Consider the following 17,096-nt stretch of genomic DNA (forward strand, 5'->3'; position numbering starts at 1 on the left):
CCGTTATTCCATTTCGGTTACCTTGATTGTATTTGTCTTTCCCTTTTTGTGGAGCGGGGTAGACGCTGTATTGATAACGATTTGCCCCGGCTGCACGAGCTTTTTCGATTTCAGCAGCGTGTTGACGTCATGGATACTGCCATCTGTGCTTTCAAACTTGTCATAGTAGAATGTCTTCACCCCCCACAGGAGTGTCAACGTATTGAGCAGCGCACGGTTGCCTGTAAAAATGTAGATGTCCGCATTGGGTCGATAGCTCGATATTTCAAAGGCGGTATAGCCCGAATACGTCATGGCCACGATGGCGCAGGCACTGGTTTTCTCTGCCAGGTAAACGGACGAGCCGCAGATGGCATCGGGGATGACCGACTCATCGTCGTGTGGTGTGTTCTTTGAGCTGTAATAGGGGTACGATGTCCGTTCCACATGCACAATGATCTTGCTCATGGTCTCGATGACGATTTCGGGAAACTCGCCAACAGATGTTTCGCCGCTCAACATGACGGCATCGGCACCGTCGAGCACCGAGTTGGCCACATCGTTTACCTCAGCCCGCGTAGGGCGGGGTGTGGTAATCATGCTCTCCAGCATCTGGGTAGCGATAATAACCGGTTTGGAGGCGTTGCGGCATTTTTTAACGATCATTTTCTGTAGTACGGGAACGTCTTCCATGGGCATTTCCACGCCGAGGTCGCCCCGTGCTACCATGATGCCGTCTGTCACTTCGATGATGGCGTCGATGTTATCGATGGCTTCGGGCTTTTCTATTTTCGCGATTACCTGCGACGACCTCCCTGCTTCCCTGATAACCTCTTTTAGCCGCACGATATCTTCCGCATTCCGCACGAAAGACATGCCGATCCACTCCACATCGTATTGAAGCACGAAATGTAGGTTGTCGAGGTCCTCTTCGGTAAGGCTTGGTATGGATACTTTGGTGTTCGGCAAGTTCACCCCTTTGCGCGAGGTAAGCACGCCGCCGTGTACGACCTCGCACCACACCGTATCCTTCAGGTTGCTGCGCAACACGCGCAGTTGGATTTTACCGTCGTCAAGCAAGATGATTTCATTCTCGTTTACATCTTTCGGGAATTCGGGGTAAGTGATGTAAATACGGCTCTCATCCCCCACCAGTTCGTGGGTGGTGATTTCAACCTGAGCCCCGTTTAAGAGTACCGCGCCACCTTCTTTCATCTTGCCTATCCGGATTTTAGGGCCTTGGAGATCCGCCAAAATTCCGATATTCATGTTGTACTCGCTGTTGATTTCCCGTATGGTGTTGATGACCGCGAGGTGGTCTTCCTGGCTACCGTGCGAAAAATTAAGCCGACAAACATCCACCCCCTTGGCAATGAGGCTGGTTAATATTTCCTTCTTTGCTGATGCTGGGCCCAATGTGGCCACGATTTTAGTTCGCTTTTGAACCTTTTCCATTTATTGCAGTGTTAATGTGTCTTTATACGCGTGCCTTGTGCGGGCAACCGTTCGATTTGTTTGTCTTCTAATATGGTGTGATGGATACACTTTGATATACTTCGGCAAACTTAGATAAATTCTTTTACATGCAATGAAAGAATTTACCGGTCTCTATGTTACCGCTAAGAGACCATTTTATAGCGTAAATATGGCACTAAAATATCAGATTTTCTTTGGATTTCAATTTTTCTGGCGAGATTTCACTTGCCGCAACCACATCGGCTATCGCAACGATATGGTCCAACAGTTCGGTGAGGTCATCGTCGTCGATGAAGTGTTTGATGAGCAGGAAATAATCGGAATGGCGCATTTCCGGCACCAATATCCCCCCATCCAACCCCTTGTTGGCCAAGAGGTAATATTCAGTCTCGTTGACCTCGTCGACATCGGCATACCTGCTGAAGCATGCCCGTCCAACGGGCGGAGGCATCCCGATTTCATAGTCGGCCATTTTGCACAGTTTAAGTCCTGTCGCCTTATTGATAAAATGGCACAACCGGTAGTCCCTGAGTGATGACGTAATGGCAACCAATACGAAATCGAGGTCCAATTCGTATTTTAATGTGACTTTATTCAAAGTATTTTTCTATATTCAGCGCAAACTTAGATAAATTTGCTTGCATCATCGCAAATTGATCGGTTTACTTTGTGGGCTCGCAGGCCCGGTTCTTTGCTGCCACTAAAATATGAATGATATAGCAAAATCTACAAAAACAAAAACGACTGACCGCGCATTTACCATGCAGGTAAGGAAGGGAAGGCACAAACAGTCTCAAGGATAATTAACCGAGGTTAAACGGGCGAACTAAAATTTACGCTAAATCGCTGATATAAAAACGCTAATTCAGTTTGCGGCAAAAACCTGAATAATGCCCCAAAAATCAAATATGTTTTACTATTTGCCGAAATTTATTTTTCTTTGCACAGATTTATTAAACAATTAAACTATAGAATCATGTCTGATATCGCATCAAGAGTTAAAGCAATCATCGTTGAAAAGCTAGGTGTAGACGAAAACGAAGTGACCCCGGAAGCTTCATTCACCAACGATTTGGGCGCCGACTCACTCGACACCGTGGAGTTGATCATGGAATTCGAAAAGGAATTCAACGTTGCCATTCCCGATGACCAAGCTGAGACCATTAGCACGGTAGGACAAGCAATCGCTTATTTAGAAAAAAACGTTAACTAACTAAATTCATTAGGCCAATCGTTATAAATGGAGCTTAAAAGAGTAGTAGTAACAGGGTTAGGTGCGCTTACTCCGATTGGGAATACTGTCCCCGAATTTTGGGACAGCCTGATCAAAGGAGTAAGCGGCGCTGCTCCAATCACTAAGTTTGACGCGTCGAAATTCAAGACGCGTTTTGCTTGTGAGGTGAAGGGGTTCAACGCCGAGGATTTCATGGAGCGCAAAGAGGCCCGGAAAGTAGATCCATTTGTACATTATGCATTGGCTGTTACGGATGAAGCGATTGCTGACGCATCGCTGGCATTCGATAAACTAGATACCAACCGTATCGGTGTGATATGGGGATCGGGTATTGGGGGCCTTAAGACTTTTTTGGATGAGGTAACCAGCTTTGCAGGCGGTGATGGAACGCCCCGTTTCAACCCGTTTTTTATTCCGAAGATGATTTTGGACATCGCACCCGGCCATATTTCCATGCGGCACGGGCTGCGGGGGCCGAATTTCTCAACCGTATCCGCATGTGCGTCATCTACCCATGCATTGATCGATTCCCTGAATTATATCCGTACCGGATATGCCGATATCATTATCAGCGGGGGCTCGGAAGCCATCATCAACGAAGCGGGCATCGGAGGGTTTAATGCCATGCATGCGCTATCCACCCGTAACGACGACCCCCAAACGGCATCGCGGCCTTTCGATAAGGACCGGGATGGGTTTGTGGCTGGAGAAGGCGGTGCAGCCATCGTGTTGGAAAGCTTGGAACATGCCCAGGCCCGGGGAGCGAAGATTTATGCCGAACTCGTCGGAGCGGGCATGAGTGCCGATGCTTATCACATTACTGCGTCGCACCCGGAAGGCCTTGGTGCTCGGCTCGCCATGGGCAATGCACTTGCGGACGCCAAACTTACCAAGGATGCCATCGATTACATCAACGTGCATGGCACCTCTACGCCGGTAGGCGACCCTAGCGAAATCATGGCCATCTTGGAGCTGTTTGGCCAACACGCATATGGGTTGAATATCAGCTCAACGAAATCGATGACAGGCCATCTCTTAGGCGCTGCCGGCGCCGTGGAGTCTATCGCTTCTATTCTTGCCGTCCGGAACGACATCGTACCGCCTACGATCAATCACTTCACAGACGACCCGAATCTTGATCCGAAATTAAACTTCACATTCAATAAAGCGCAGAAGCGGACCGTGAATGCGGCCATGAGCAATACTTTTGGCTTTGGTGGTCACAACGCCACGGTCATTTTCAAGAAATACGAAGGGTAATTAAGGCATTCCACGCGAACGAGGGTTCCTTTTTGCGTGTTTTTCAGTTAGTAACCAGATGCCTGTTTCGAAGATTTACAAACTGCATTTTTCACCCAATCGCCGCTATGTGAGGGCGCTGAAGAACATGCTTGGCTTTGTTCCGGGCAACCTGCATCTCTACCAGCTGGCTTTCCGTCACAAGTCCGTAGCGGTGCCCATCAAAGACGGCACCAAAAACAGCAACGAACGGCTAGAATTTTTGGGCGATGCGGTATTGGGGTCGGTGGTGGCTGAATTGCTTTTCAAGAAATATCCTTATAAAGACGAGGGGTTCCTTACCGAAATGCGGTCGAAAATTGTGAGCCGTGCCCATCTAAATCAGCTCTCCAAGAAATTGGGCCTCAGCGAACTTATCCAATATGATGCCCGCATGGTCCATTATCCCAATAAACAGGGGTCGCTATTGGGTGATGCATTTGAAGCTTTGGTGGGAGCTATCTACCTGGACAAAGGATATGCCTTCGTGAAAAATTTCCTGATCAACAGGATCATCAAGCCCCACGTGGATATCCAATTGCTGGAGCAAACCGAGACCAATTTCAAGAGCCGGCTGATTGAATGGTGCCAGCAGGCCGGCAAGGAAATCTGTTTCGTCCAAGCGGAGAATGCGGCGGGCGATAGTGTCAAGATCTTTACGATCGAGGCGGTCGTCAATGGCGAAGTATACGGTACCGGGCGCGACTATAACAAGAAAAGCGCTGAGAAGATCGCTGCCGAGAAGGCCTGCGAAGCACTGAACGTGCTTTGATGGTTGCTTTTCGCCATTTGCTTTTTGCACTTTGCCGTGCAAATCGGGAAATAAGCAAACAAGCAGATAGGTAAATTAGCCTATCAATCCTTACCTTTGCCGCATGGCAATAATCAAACCTTCATTGGCCAAGGGCACGCGTGATTTTTCGCCCGCGGAAATGGAAAAGCGCAATCATATCTTCAACACCATTAAATCGGTGTTTATCAAATACGGCTATCGGGAGATTCAGACACCCTCCTTTGAGAACCTCCAAACACTCACGGGGAAATACGGTGATGAGGGAGATAAACTAATCTTTAAAATACTCAATTCTGGCGACTACCTCGCCAAAGCGCCGGCAGACCTACTGGAGGCGCGTGCCTCCACCCCGCTCATTCCGCATATCACGGAACGTGCACTGCGGTATGACCTTACCGTTCCTTTTGCCCGCTATGTGGTCATGCACCAGCATGAACTGACGTTGCCGTTCAAGCGGTTTCAGATACAGCCCGTATGGCGTGCCGACCGGCCCCAACGTGGCCGATACCGCGAATTCTACCAGTGCGATGTGGATGTCGTGGGATCCGATAGTTTGCTCAATGAAGCCGAGTTCGTACTCATCTACCACGAGGCATTGGCCAAGCTTGGGCTGCGGGACTTTTCCATAAAGCTCAACAACCGCAAACTGTTGGCTGGCATCGCAGAGATACTGGGAAAGCCGGAACTGATTGTCGATATGACGGTCGCCATCGACAAGTTGGATAAGATTGGCTTGGAAGGCGTGAACAATGAATTGCTAGCCCGTGGTTTTGACACGGAAGACGTGGAAAGACTGCAGCCGATTATCCAGCTGCAGGGCACCAACATCGAAAAAATCGAACAACTTAAAGATGTGCTGCAAGCATCGGCCACCGGTCTTGCCGGTATTGATGAGCTTGAAGTCGTTCTGGGATATGTAGAGAAGCTTTCTGGCGATACCGCCCTGCTTAACCGCTTCGTGGAATTGGATATTACACTTGCCCGTGGCCTTAACTATTATACGGGGTGTATCTTCGAGGTGAAAACCAATGAGGCAACCATGGGCAGTATCGGGGGGGGCGGCCGGTATGATGACCTCACCGGCATGTTTGGGCTTAAGGGAATTACCGGTGTGGGGATTTCTTTCGGGGCCGATCGGATATACGATGTATTGGAAGAACTGGGGCTTTTCCCCGAATCGACGGTACAGTCTACACAAGTGCTTATCAGCAACTTCGATAAGTTGGCCGAGTTATATGCGCTGCCGATGCTTCAGAAATTGCGCGCTGCGGGCATTCCTTCCGAGCTTTATCCCACCCCCGCCAAATTGAAAAAACAACTCGCTTACGCCGATCACAAGAAAATCCCTTTTGTGGTTCTTATTGGCGAAGAGGAAATTGCTAAGGGACGGTTTTCATTAAAGGATATGGCGTCTGGCGAACAATGGAAACTGACCGAGGCCGAACTGCGTGCCCGACTGGTCCCTTAGCCCGCGTTGGTTTGAAAGAAACCTAATGCTTATCTTTGGCCGCACACCAATCCATATGCACCAACATGAATAATAAACAGATTTTACCCCTATTGATGATTTCCACAGCGTTCATTGTGTCGTGTGACGACACGAAGCAAGCGACGGGCAACCCATTCCTGAATGTTTATGATACTCCAAACGGGGTGCCCCCATTCGATCAAATTAAGAGCGAGCATTTCAAGCCGGCATATGAGGAGGCCTTGCGCCAACACCGTGCCGAAGTTGATTCCATCGCGAGTATCACCGAAGCGCCAACGTTCGAAAATACCATTCTGGCACTTGAGGATGCCGGGCGGCTCCTTGCGCGCGTGTCGTCCGTGTTTTCTAACCTGAGCTCATCCACTACCAACGATACGCTGAAAGCGTTGGATACCGAATTGGCTCCCAAGTTGGCGGCACACCGTGATAATATCTCATTGAACGAGCAGCTTTTCGGCCGTGTCAAAGCAGTGTGGAACCAGCGAGACAGCCTCGACCTCAATGGCGAGCAGGAAATGTTGCTGGAACGCAGTTACAAGAACTTTGTACGAAATGGCGCCGACCTAAGCGATACCGATAAAACAGCATTGCGGGAAATCAACACACAACTCGCCGAATTAACCACCCAATTCGGCCAAAACGTCTTGGCGGAAACAAATGCATTTGAATTGGTGGTCGACAACGAGGATAGACTCGCAGGTCTTTCGGACGGGCTGAAAGCCGCGGCGGCAGCAACCGCTGATGCCAAAGGGTATGAAGGGAAGTGGGTATTCACGCTGTCAAATTCAAGTGTGATGCCGTTCCTTCAATATGCGGACAACCGCGAACTACGCCAACAGATTTGGGAGGCCTATAAAAACCGCGGCGCTAATGGCAACGATAATGATAACGGTGATATTTTGGTAGAGATTGCTAACCTCCGCCTCAAAAAGGCCAACCTGCTGGGATATCCCACCCATGCCCATTACGTGTTGGAAGAGGCCATGGCCGAGAACCCGGCTAACGTGAGGAAACTGCTGGATGATCTATGGGTGCCGGCCATTGCCAAAGCGAAGACGGAAGCGGATGATATCCAAAAGGAAATAGAAGCAGCTGGCCAAGGCTTCCAGGCAGCGCCCTACGATTGGCGTTATTATTCGGAAAAAATCCGCCAGCAGCGCTTTTCATTGAGTGAAGCGGAATTACAACCGTATTTCAGCCTGTCCAGCGTTCGGCAGGGTGCTTTTGACGTGGCCAACAAGTTGTATGGGCTCCGGTTTAAACGGCGGGAAGATATGCCTACATACCACCCAGAAGTGGAGGTGTACGAAGTGTCGGAAGCCGATGGCACCCTGGTAGGGATTTTCTATGTCGATTACTTCCCCCGTGAGTCGAAACGGCCCGGCGCTTGGATGAGCTCCTTCCGCCGCCAATACTATGAAAATGGTCAACGTGTTGCGCCCATCATCGTGAATGTATGTAATTTTACCCCGCCGGTAGGTACCCAGCCGGCACTACTTACCTTTGACGAAGCCAACACGCTGTTCCATGAATTTGGCCATGCCCTCCATGGCTTGCTGTCGGATGTATCTTATCGAAGTCTATCGGGTACCTCCGTATCGCGCGATTTCGTGGAACTTCCATCGCAGGTGATGGAGAACTGGGCAGAAGATCCGTCCGTACTGAAGGAGTATGCCAAACATTACGAAACCGGTGAACCCATTCCCGACGCATTGATTGCCAAACTGGAAAGTGCCGGGACGTTTGGTCAAGGGTTTGCTACCGTCGAATACCTGGCGTCGGCGATCCTTGATTTCGACTACCATACCATTACCAGTCCCATTACAGTGAGCGCAGAGGAATTTGAAAAAGCATCGATGGAAAAAGCCGGATTGATTGATGAAATCATCCCGCGCCACCGAAGCACTTACTTCAACCATATCTTCTCTGGCGGCTATTCGGCGGGTTATTACAGCTATATCTGGGCGGAGGTGCTCGATGCCGATGCATTCGCAGCCTTTAAGGAAACCAGCCTGTATGACAAAGTTACGGCCGATGCATTCCGCCAAAACATCCTCGAAAGGGGCGGGACCGAAAAGCCGGCTGAACTCTACCGTAAATTCCGGGGTGCTGACCCGGATCCCGTGCATTTAATGCGGAAACGCGGACTGGATTAACAAAGCCGTAGCTAGAGAAAGCTGTCCACTTCGGGCCGTATCCTGAGAGGAGGGAGCAGCTTTTTGTTTGATTATTTAGACTTAATACAAACAATTTTATACATTTGTCTCGCTAGAAACAAATGTATACATTCATTGCACTGCTTTTTTTCGCTGGTTTTTACCTGTGTTATCGTAAACGCCGGCCGGTAATGCCCAGATGGCTCGCTGCATTGGCGTTTCTTTTGGGCTGGGTGCTATTGGTGGTTGCGATGGGCTGGGCAGCCGGATCGTTTGCAGTGCTGGCTTATGCCATGTGCGCAGGGAGTTTGGTGGTAGTGTTGGCCCCATTTGGGTTTATTCGTGGCCGCCAGCTGTTCGTGTTGGCTGTTGTCAGTCTACTGTTGGAACTCCTCATCCGTTCGTAACTATGCCAGCCAATAAGAAATACCTCACCAAGTCACCGATTGTACGGTTATTGAAGATCGCGGCCGGCTTTTTCGGCGGTTATGCCGTTTCGGTTTCGTTCCACCTCCTGTTGGCCCGCTTTTTTAACCCCGGGGACGTATTGATAACCGCATACTTTAGCTGCATCGTTCTCTGGGCGGTGCTGTTGCTTCTCGCACTTCTGGCCGATAGCGCCTGGAAGATCTGGTTGATCTATGCCCTATTGACGTTTGTTTTTTGTATTCCCTTTTTTAACTGATATCGGCCATGAACCTTAGACGATACAACGTATATTTCCATACCCACACCATTAGCGGTATTTTCATAGCGGCCGTACTCTACGTGATGTTCTTTGCGGGATCGTTTGCGTTTTTCAAAGACGAAATTGCTGCCTGGCAAAACGATGCCTCCAGCAAATACCGGCCTTACGCAAGCACCGTCGTTTTTAATGCATTGCTAGACTCGCTGGATAAGGTGCATGATCTCCGCGGCCGCGACCTGTCCTTCACCATGCAGCCCAACCGTTTCCGTGCATATGCCGCTCTGCAACCTTCTAAAGATACCACCAATAAGGGCAGGGCAGCGGAACCGCACTTTTTTTATTACGATTTCCAAAAGCGGGAAGCGGGAACCTATGCGTCTACCTATGATTTAGGCGAGTTTCTCTACAGGCTCCATTTCCTGGCGCAGTTAAACGAAGTGCCCGTACGGATAGGCTATCCTTTTGGTTATGTGGTGGCTGGTTTGGTGTCTTTTCTTTTCCTGCTTGCGCTCATCACCGGCCTATTGCTGCATTGGGATAAAATCGTTTCCAACTTTTATACGTTCCGTCCCTGGTCCAAATGGAAAACCATTTGGACGGATGCGCACACCGCACTCGGGGTCATCGGGTTCCCTTACCAATTCATATTCGCTGTAACCGGTGTGATGCTCATTTTGGGAGCCGTGCTGGTTACTCCGTTCAGCAACGCCCTTTATGAAGGCGACGAAACGGCTGCGTACCGTAGTTTGCAGCTTCCCTATTACCTTACGCCCCAACACGAGTTTTCATCGAAACCCTTGAAATCGGCGGCCGATATCGACCACTTCGTGCAGCGTACGCATGCACTGTGGCCACATACGTTCATCACCAGCATTTCCATCAACAACTATGGCGACGAAAACATGCACATTTTGATGACGGGCGAACCATCCACCAAATGGAGCTTTGCGGGCCAAGGGGTAATCTGTTACCGTGTATTGGACGGGAAGATTATTCAGCACAAGTCAGCCGAACAGGGAGCCACATATCTCGACAAGGTGAAAAGCCTGGTCTATCGCCTCCACTTTGGCGATTACGGTGGTTATCCACTGAAAGTAGTTTACTTCGTGCTCGGGTTGCTGGGGTGCGTAGTTATCATTACCGGTATCCTGATCTGGTTGGTAGCGCGTGATAAGAAAAATGTGCCCGAGCATAAGCGGGTATTCAACTTTTGGGCATCCAATATTTTTGTAGCTACCTGTTTAACGCTATTTCCTGTTACGGCATTTTCATTTATTGTGGTGAAGGTAAGCGGCGCCGGCGGGATGGATTTCATTTATCGCACCTATTTTTGGAGTTGGCTGGTATTGGCCACCTTCTACGTCGTTAGGCGCAACCTGCGCAAAACCAACAGGGAAACCCTACTGCTCGGTAGCCTGTTGAGCTTGCTGGTGCCCTTGGCAAATGGTATTTATTCCGGTAATTGGCTGTGGGTTACCTACTGCCAGGGGGAGACCGATATCCTGCTGGTCGATGTGCTCTGGCTGTGTCTAGCAGTGGTGGGCGGCATCGCTTTTTTTAAAATCAAGCCATTGGCAGCATCAAGCCATGCATAACAAAGCTATATCCCGGCGGAATGGAACTGCAGGTCGTAGAGTCGCTTATAGTAACCATCCATGCGGAGCAGCTCTTGGTGTGTACCCATCTCTTTCATCTCGCCTTTATCCAGCACAATGATCTTATCGGCCTTCTGGATAGTGGAAAGGCGGTGGGCAATCACGATGGAAGTACGGCCCGCCATCAACTTATCGATGGCTTGCTGGATCAGCTCTTCCGACTCGGTGTCTACCGATGAGGTTGCTTCATCGAGCACCAGGATTTTCGGGTCATGCACCAACGCGCGGATGAATGAAATCAATTGGGCTTGGCCCGACGAAAGGGTGGCGCCCCGCTCCTGCACCTTATAGTCATAGCCACCGGGTAGCCGCATGATGAACTCGTGGGCACCCACCTGTTTGGCGGCCTCCACGATCTGCTCCCTGCTGATGGCGGGATCGTTGAGGCTGATATTGCGGGCCACGGAATCGGAGAAAAGGAATACATCCTGTAGCACCGTGGCGATGGTGCGGCGCAGGTAGTTGAGCTCGTAATCGCGAATATCTACGCCATCCAGCCGTATGGACCCACTATTGACCTCATAGAAGCGACTGAGGATATTGATGGTCGACGACTTACCTGCTCCCGTGGCACCGACCAACGCCAAGGTCTCACCGGGCTTCACGGTAAAGTTGATGTCTTTCAGCACCCACTGTTCGTCGTTATATGCAAACCATACATTGTCAAACACAATTTCCCCACGGATGTGTTCCGGCTGTTGCATACCTTCGTTTGGTGTCCGCTCGTCGGTATCGAGCACTACAAAGATCCGTTCGGCACTGACCATGCCCATCTGCAGGGTATTGAATTTATCCACCAGCTCCCGTATGGGACGGAAAATCATATTGATGTACATGATGAATGCAACGATCACACCGGGCGACAATGTATCGGCGAGCACCTGCTTGGAGCCGTACCACACCAGCAGTCCCAACGATACCGCCATGATGATTTCCAGTACGGGGAAAAAGATAGAAAAATACCAGTTGGCCCGGATATGGGCGTTGCGGTGCTCTGCATTGGCCGCTTTGAATTTGCGCATTTCCTGTTCCTCACGGGCAAAATACTGGATGATGCTGATTCCCGAAATGTGCTCCTGTAGGAACGTGTTGAGGTTCGATACCCATTTACGAACGTCTTGGAAAGCCGATTTCATGGCTTCCTTGAAAACATATGTTGCGCCGATCATGAAGGGCATGGGAATTAACACGATCAGCGTAAGCCGCCAGTCGGTGTAAAACATGACGCCCAGAATGACCACCAGCTGGAGGAGGTCGCCGATAATCTGGATAAGCCCCTGCGAAAAAATATTGGCGATGGTTTCCAGGTCCGAAATGGTACGGGTAATGAGCCGGCCTATGGGTGTGCGGTCGAAATACTTGAGCCGCAGGCCCGTGATGTGGTTAAACACATGGATGCGGAGGTCGCGGATAACGGATTGGCCCAGCGTGTTGGTCATCAGCGTGTGGTAATAACGAACAACGGTTTGCAGCAGCAGTAACCCCAGCATCAACAGCAGCATCAGCTGTAGTCCGTCGATGTCATTCTGGAGGATGAACCGATCGAGTGTGTATTCCACCACCATGGGCAATGCGGGGGCCACGCCTGCCATCAGGATGGTAAGTAGCACGGAAATCACAAAGACTCCCTTGTATGGCCGCACATAACGCAGCATCCTGCGGAGCAGTTGCGCATCATACGTCTTCCCGGTTACCTTCGGTTCGCTCATGGATAGCGGCAAAAGTACGACTTTGTCGCCATATCTCGGTTCATCGATTTGTCAAATGGCTTCCACGTAGGGGTATTCCACCTCAGTGAGGTACAGGCCGCATGCGGGTACCGAGGTTCCGGCCATCGCGCGGTCCCTGCTTTGGACGACCGTATGCATGTATTCCGGCGCGTGTTCACCGCGCCCGATTTCCATCAACGTACCGACGATGGCCCGCACCATATTACGCAGAAAACGGTTGGCCGAAATATGGAATACCAAGCGGTCGTTGCCGAGCCATTGCCATTCGGCGCGCATCACGCGGCAATTGTTGGTAAACACCTGCGTGTTGGATTTGCTGAAGCAGGAAAAATCTTCATATTGGTACAGAAGGGCGGCAGCTTCATTCATTGCGGGCACATCGGGGGCATCTCGCAGCAGCCAAGAGCGACCGTGTAAAAAAGGGTCTTTGCGGAGGTGGGCGTGATATTCATACGATCGTTTGATGGCATCGAAGCGTGCGTGTGCGCCTGGTGCTACGGAGATAAGCCTTTTGGCAGCGATATCATGCGGGAGCAGGGCATTCAACCGATGCAGGAATTCGCGTTCTTCCAGCGGGAATACCGCAGCTGCCCAATCGAAATGGGCAAACAGCTGCTTGGCGTGCACACCTGTATCCGTACGTCCGCACCCTACGGTGGCCGTAGGCCGGCGTAGCAGGGTAGTCAGCGCTTTATCAAGCAGTTCCTGCACGGTTTCGGCATTCGATTGGATTTGCCAACCGTGGTACGCACTGCCGTCAAAGGCGATTTCGATGAAATATCGTTGATGGGAGACTTCCACGGCGACAAAGGTACGGATTTTGTTATTTGCTATTTACGTTTGGCCATTTGCCATTTGCACTTTGCTTAATGCAAACAGCAGACAGCAAATCAGCAGACAGCAAATCAGCACACAGCAAATCAGCAAAAAAGCAAATAGCAAATCAGCAAATTACCTTATCTTTGCACGCTATGATATATCTTACACGGCGCGAACGGTTTAACGCGGCGCATAAATTGTACCGCGAGGAGTGGAGCTTGGAGCAGAACGAGGCGGTATTCGGCAAGTGTTCCAACCCCAATTGGCATGGGCACAATTATGAATTATTTGTGACAGTGAAGGGAGAGGTGGACCCACAGACTGGATTTGTGATTGATTTGAAGGAACTCAAGCACATCATCGAGGCCCATGTCATCGAAAAACTGGACCACCGCAACGTGAACCTCGATGTCGATTTCATGCGAGGCAAGATGGCATCCACCGAAGTGTTGGCTATTGAGATTTTCAAACAATTGAAGCCCCACGTGGAAGCAAATGGGGCCATGCTCCATTCGGTGAAGCTGGTCGAGACCGAAAATAATTCCGTGGAATATTTTGGCGATGAATAGCGCCACTTGATAACATACGATTATGGACAACGATTTCCCACTCAATGAGGAAGAAATAGACGGGTACGTAAAAATAGACCGTTACAACCCCGAGAAGGTAGCGCGTATAGCGTCGCATTACAACGAAATACTGGCACTCCTAGGCGAGGACCCTGAGCGGCAGGGGCTGTTGAAAACGCCCGAGCGCGTGGCCAAAGCACTGCAATACCTCACCCACGGGTACGACGTTGATCCGGCGGCCGTATTGCGGGACGCCATGTTCGAGGAAGAGTACAGCCAGATGGTGGTGGTGAAGGATATCGAGGTGTATTCGATGTGCGAGCACCACATGCTGCCCTTTTTCGGCAAAGCCCTTGTGGCTTATATCCCGAATGGCCATATCGTGGGTTTGAGCAAGATTCCCCGGGTGATAGATATCTATGCCCGTCGCCTACAGGTGCAGGAGCGGCTCACCAATGAGATCCGTGATTGCATCCAGGATACGCTAAACCCGGTCGGTGTAGCCGTTGTCATCGAGTGCAAGCACCTCTGCATGTGCATGCGCGGTATCCAAAAGCAAAACTCGGTGACCACCACTTCCGCCTTTACCGGCGAGTTTGCCAAGGAACGTACACGTCAGGAGTTCTTACAGCTGATTACCGCTTCACTGGGGTAGGCACCACTTAAAACAGCCGCAATCCAATCCGGATGGCTTCTTTTCCACTCGGGCCTATATGGTTTCCGAGTGACCGTGCGTAGATCACACGAAGGCGTTGCCATTCGAGTCCGGCATGGATCTCCCCGTAATGCTGCATTGTAGGCGTGTGTAGGTAGTGTAGGCCGATGATTTCGTTCAGTTTGAGCTTGCGGAGCAGCGGTACTTTGCCCGTGAGCAACGTGGAGAGGTTGTACTCCCCATGTGCTTCCACAAAACTCCCCGACGTACTATGCTGGTAATAATCCAATAACAAGAAAGTGGCCGACCGCTGGTCGCTGATGAGTGTGCGCGTACCTTTGAAATGGCGGTAATCGGTATAGTAGAGCGATTTGTCATTCAGGAATGTGCCCGCCCGCACGTCAAAAGCCATCCGGCCGTATAGGCCCAACCGGATATCCGTTTTATGTAATCGTGCCATCAGCAAATCATAGTCCACAACGCTCCCCAACACTTGCGGTAGCCCTTTCGTATAAGATAGGGATAACGTAGGCCATGGCGAAGGCAGGTACACCCGCCGGTTCGGATAGGTCTCGTACTTGGTGCTGAAATCGTAAATCAGCCCTAGCGACACCTTAACGGCCCGGTTTTCGGGGAACAGCGGAATGTCTTCTGTGGGTGCTAGCGGATTGTTGGAGGTGAGATGCTTTTTGTTCCGGCTCCAGAAGGTATAATCCGTGCTATTGGGTAGCCACAGGCGGTTTTCCCATACAGCCGCCGCCGTTATAAGTACGTTTGCCGGTAGCGTATACCGCCATTCCACCCCGCCGAATGTACGCTCATACCCTTTGAGGTAATTGCGGCCAAAAAACGTGGTGCTGATGGTGTTGAAAAGAGGTGGCAACGAGCCCCGGTTATTCATGTCCTGCACATTGCTGCCTCCATAGACATGGAAAAGGCCCTTGCCCAGCGGGAACGAAGTGCCCGCATAACCATTGAGCCGCTTGTTGGCAAAGCCGTAGCGGACATTCCCATATAAGGTGAAATTACGGCTCAGTACGGTATCTACCTGCCGTGTGTACCGTACGCCGTAATTGAGCGCGAGCCCCTCCACACTGTTGAAAAGTATCGAGGAGGCCAGTCCGTCGAAGGAAAGGGACGACCGGTTTGCGCGGTGGCGGTACGTATAGCCGGTCAGTAATTGTTGCGGTTTCGGCCGGTTGGAAACACGGTCGAGCGAATCGAGGTACGGCTTAGACTCGCGCCGGCGTTGCAGGCTATCCTTGCGGATGTAGTCGAGGCGCTCTTCTTCCGTAAGCAGCAGCGGGCGATGGGCAGCCCAGTAGGCCGAGTCGCGCTTATTGACCCCTTCGGCGATGCGCAATACCTCGTTGAATGCGCCCTTTTCAATGGCGGGGTGTGTTGCATAATCGCTGTATACCGCCGCAAAATAGCCGCCTATGCGGAAACCGAGCAGGCCGCCTATAAAATCAAACCGGATGCTCGACGGCTGCCATTGGCTGCTGTCAATGGGGATAAATTCCTGCCGGATATCCAGCGTGTCGAGAATATTGATGCCCGATGCCTTGGTAAGCCGTAGGTTTACGCCATATATACGCCAAAGGCCGTCTAGGATATAGATATCGCCTTGGTAGAGCGGCTCACCCTTGCGCCGAGGCGTTACTTCTATTTTATGGACGGTAAGCCCGTTTTCCTCGGCGGTGCCCAGCAGACGGTACCGATAGAAACCCAGGGCATTGTCGGCAATGGGCGAAACGAAAGGCCGTGGACCCAGCCCGTCAATGATCGGTTGGTAGTTTTCATAGAAGTTGAGTTTCAGGTCGGCTGCCCGGTTAAAACTAAATGCCCGGTTGTTGCCCGAAAATTTCGAGCTAACCATCTCCTCGCGGAAATCGTCGGGTGGGCGAACGGTGATGCGCGACTCGGATTCCGAGAGGTATACAATGCCTGTGCGATTGGAATCCAGTCCGATTTCACGGCCGATCTCGTCGATATCCACCCCGAGGAATTTTTTCGGCGCTTGCAGCAAGTGCTGCACCCCTTTGATGTACACATTGGCGGTATATGGAACTGCTTCGTTGAGGTGTTTCTTGCGTTGGCGGATGGCCTGCCTTATGATGGCATACGCCGGATCCTCGCGGTTGCCGATCACGACTTCGTCTAGGAGATACGATTCGGCAAGGACCGTAATCTGGATATGCTGATCGCCAGCCATGTCAACCGGCTCGATAACTTGTTGGTAGCCTACGGAGCGCACCACCAATTCGTACGAGCCTGCTGGCAGGGTCAATTTGAATATCCCCTCGCTATTGGCCGATGTGCCTGCACGCACCATGCCTTTGGGGTATATGCTAGCAAAGGGAACCGAAGCACCCTGCTCATCGGTTACCAGCCCGGTAAGCTGGTAGGTCTGTGCGTGGACGAACAGCGTCGCCAAGCCGATGAAAACAAGCGTAAGCCACGGTTTCAGCATAAACATGCCCAAAACTACCAAAAGGATGCGGGATGTTGTTGTTAATTTTCGTTAATGTTTCAGTCGGCAGAAGACCTTATGGGATTATCGGCCGGTGTCGAT

Annotated in this window: 15 protein-coding genes; 10 read left to right on the plus strand and 5 right to left on the minus strand. The window is 50.9% G+C overall.

The features are described 5' to 3' along the window. Nucleotides 1-3 precede the first annotated feature (3 nt). Nucleotides 4-1,434: a pyruvate kinase gene (gene pyk, locus ACO1NT_RS04465; RefSeq protein WP_449047201.1), complete on the minus strand. Its 1,431-nt coding sequence runs from the start codon at nt 1,432-1,434 to the stop codon at nt 4-6. Between the two features lie 196 nt (nt 1,435-1,630). Beyond that, nucleotides 1,631-2,053, minus strand: coding sequence for an IPExxxVDY family protein (locus tag ACO1NT_RS04470; RefSeq protein WP_449047202.1), 423 nt, complete (start codon nt 2,051-2,053; stop codon nt 1,631-1,633). A gap of 378 nt (nt 2,054-2,431) precedes the next feature. Here ACO1NT_RS04470 and ACO1NT_RS04475 point away from each other — a divergent pair, with 378 nt between their 5' ends. The 8 genes from ACO1NT_RS04475 (at nt 2,432) to ACO1NT_RS04510 (ending at nt 10,688) form a co-directional block, all read left to right on the plus strand. Further along, on the plus strand, nt 2,432-2,668 hold the full coding sequence (locus ACO1NT_RS04475) for an acyl carrier protein (protein WP_079717265.1): 237 nt from the start codon (nt 2,432-2,434) through the stop codon (nt 2,666-2,668). Between the two features lie 27 nt (nt 2,669-2,695). Continuing rightward, nucleotides 2,696-3,949, plus strand: coding sequence for a beta-ketoacyl-ACP synthase II (fabF, locus tag ACO1NT_RS04480; RefSeq protein WP_449047203.1), 1,254 nt, complete (start codon nt 2,696-2,698; stop codon nt 3,947-3,949). Between the two features lie 58 nt (nt 3,950-4,007). After that, complete coding sequence (gene rnc, locus ACO1NT_RS04485) at nt 4,008-4,739, plus strand: ribonuclease III (RefSeq protein ID WP_449047204.1); 732 nt, start codon at nt 4,008-4,010, stop codon at nt 4,737-4,739. 103 nt (nt 4,740-4,842) lie between these two features. After that, nucleotides 4,843-6,228 carry a histidine--tRNA ligase gene (gene hisS, locus ACO1NT_RS04490; protein WP_449047205.1) on the plus strand — a complete coding sequence of 462 codons (1,386 nt, stop codon included), beginning with the start codon at nt 4,843-4,845 and terminating at the stop codon, nt 6,226-6,228. 65 nt (nt 6,229-6,293) lie between these two features. Further along, the gene (locus tag ACO1NT_RS04495) at nt 6,294-8,405 is read left to right on the plus strand and encodes a M3 family metallopeptidase (protein WP_449047206.1); all 2,112 of its coding nucleotides are present in this window, start codon (nt 6,294-6,296) and stop codon (nt 8,403-8,405) included. Nucleotides 8,406-8,527: 122 nt separating this feature from the next. Next, on the plus strand, nt 8,528-8,812 hold the full coding sequence (locus ACO1NT_RS04500) for a hypothetical protein (protein ID WP_449047207.1): 285 nt from the start codon (nt 8,528-8,530) through the stop codon (nt 8,810-8,812). 2 nt (nt 8,813-8,814) lie between these two features. Then, a complete protein-coding gene (locus ACO1NT_RS04505) occupies nt 8,815-9,090 on the plus strand; it encodes a hypothetical protein (RefSeq protein ID WP_449047208.1) in 276 nt (91 codons plus the stop codon). An 8-nt stretch (nt 9,091-9,098) separates the two neighbouring features. Next, a complete protein-coding gene (locus tag ACO1NT_RS04510; RefSeq protein WP_449047209.1) occupies nt 9,099-10,688 on the plus strand; it encodes a PepSY-associated TM helix domain-containing protein in 1,590 nt (529 codons plus the stop codon). A gap of 5 nt (nt 10,689-10,693) precedes the next feature. Here the strand turns inward: ACO1NT_RS04510 and ACO1NT_RS04515 are convergent, their stop codons facing one another. Together ACO1NT_RS04515 and truA are read right to left on the minus strand one after the other, a co-directional pair. Further along, on the minus strand, nt 10,694-12,457 hold the full coding sequence (locus ACO1NT_RS04515; RefSeq protein ID WP_449047210.1) for an ABC transporter ATP-binding protein: 1,764 nt from the start codon (nt 12,455-12,457) through the stop codon (nt 10,694-10,696). A gap of 51 nt (nt 12,458-12,508) precedes the next feature. Then, nucleotides 12,509-13,279, minus strand: coding sequence for a tRNA pseudouridine(38-40) synthase TruA (gene truA, locus ACO1NT_RS04520; protein WP_449047211.1), 771 nt, complete (start codon nt 13,277-13,279; stop codon nt 12,509-12,511). Nucleotides 13,280-13,449: 170 nt separating this feature from the next. Between truA and ACO1NT_RS04525 the strand changes: the two genes are divergently transcribed. Then, nucleotides 13,450-13,866 carry a 6-pyruvoyl trahydropterin synthase family protein gene (locus tag ACO1NT_RS04525; RefSeq protein WP_449047212.1) on the plus strand — a complete coding sequence of 139 codons (417 nt, stop codon included), beginning with the start codon at nt 13,450-13,452 and terminating at the stop codon, nt 13,864-13,866. 22 nt (nt 13,867-13,888) lie between these two features. Continuing rightward, the gene (folE, locus tag ACO1NT_RS04530) at nt 13,889-14,521 is read left to right on the plus strand and encodes a GTP cyclohydrolase I FolE (RefSeq protein ID WP_449047213.1); all 633 of its coding nucleotides are present in this window, start codon (nt 13,889-13,891) and stop codon (nt 14,519-14,521) included. A 7-nt stretch (nt 14,522-14,528) separates the two neighbouring features. Here folE and ACO1NT_RS04535 read toward each other — a convergent pair whose 3' ends face one another. Beyond that, on the minus strand, nt 14,529-16,994 hold the full coding sequence (locus ACO1NT_RS04535) for a DUF5686 and carboxypeptidase regulatory-like domain-containing protein (RefSeq protein ID WP_449047214.1): 2,466 nt from the start codon (nt 16,992-16,994) through the stop codon (nt 14,529-14,531). Between the last annotated feature and the right edge of the window lie 102 nt (nt 16,995-17,096).

This window comes from Parapedobacter sp. (assembly GCF_053550995.1).

Coding starts and splice junctions, on each gene's coding strand:
- ACO1NT_RS04515 (WP_449047210.1), bottom strand. CDS start 12,457: ATGAGCGAACCGAAGGTAACCGGGAAGACGTATGATGCGCAACTGCTC.
- ACO1NT_RS04475 (WP_079717265.1), top strand. CDS start 2,432: ATGTCTGATATCGCATCAAGAGTTAAAGCAATCATCGTTGAAAAGCTA.
- folE (WP_449047213.1), top strand. CDS start 13,889: ATGGACAACGATTTCCCACTCAATGAGGAAGAAATAGACGGGTACGTA.
- ACO1NT_RS04525 (WP_449047212.1), top strand. CDS start 13,450: ATGATATATCTTACACGGCGCGAACGGTTTAACGCGGCGCATAAATTG.
- fabF (WP_449047203.1), top strand. CDS start 2,696: ATGGAGCTTAAAAGAGTAGTAGTAACAGGGTTAGGTGCGCTTACTCCG.
- rnc (WP_449047204.1), top strand. CDS start 4,008: ATGCCTGTTTCGAAGATTTACAAACTGCATTTTTCACCCAATCGCCGC.
- ACO1NT_RS04495 (WP_449047206.1), top strand. CDS start 6,294: ATGAATAATAAACAGATTTTACCCCTATTGATGATTTCCACAGCGTTC.
- pyk (WP_449047201.1), bottom strand. CDS start 1,434: ATGGAAAAGGTTCAAAAGCGAACTAAAATCGTGGCCACATTGGGCCCA.
- hisS (WP_449047205.1), top strand. CDS start 4,843: ATGGCAATAATCAAACCTTCATTGGCCAAGGGCACGCGTGATTTTTCG.
- ACO1NT_RS04510 (WP_449047209.1), top strand. CDS start 9,099: ATGAACCTTAGACGATACAACGTATATTTCCATACCCACACCATTAGC.
- ACO1NT_RS04505 (WP_449047208.1), top strand. CDS start 8,815: ATGCCAGCCAATAAGAAATACCTCACCAAGTCACCGATTGTACGGTTA.
- ACO1NT_RS04535 (WP_449047214.1), bottom strand. CDS start 16,994: ATGCTGAAACCGTGGCTTACGCTTGTTTTCATCGGCTTGGCGACGCTG.
- ACO1NT_RS04500 (WP_449047207.1), top strand. CDS start 8,528: ATGTATACATTCATTGCACTGCTTTTTTTCGCTGGTTTTTACCTGTGT.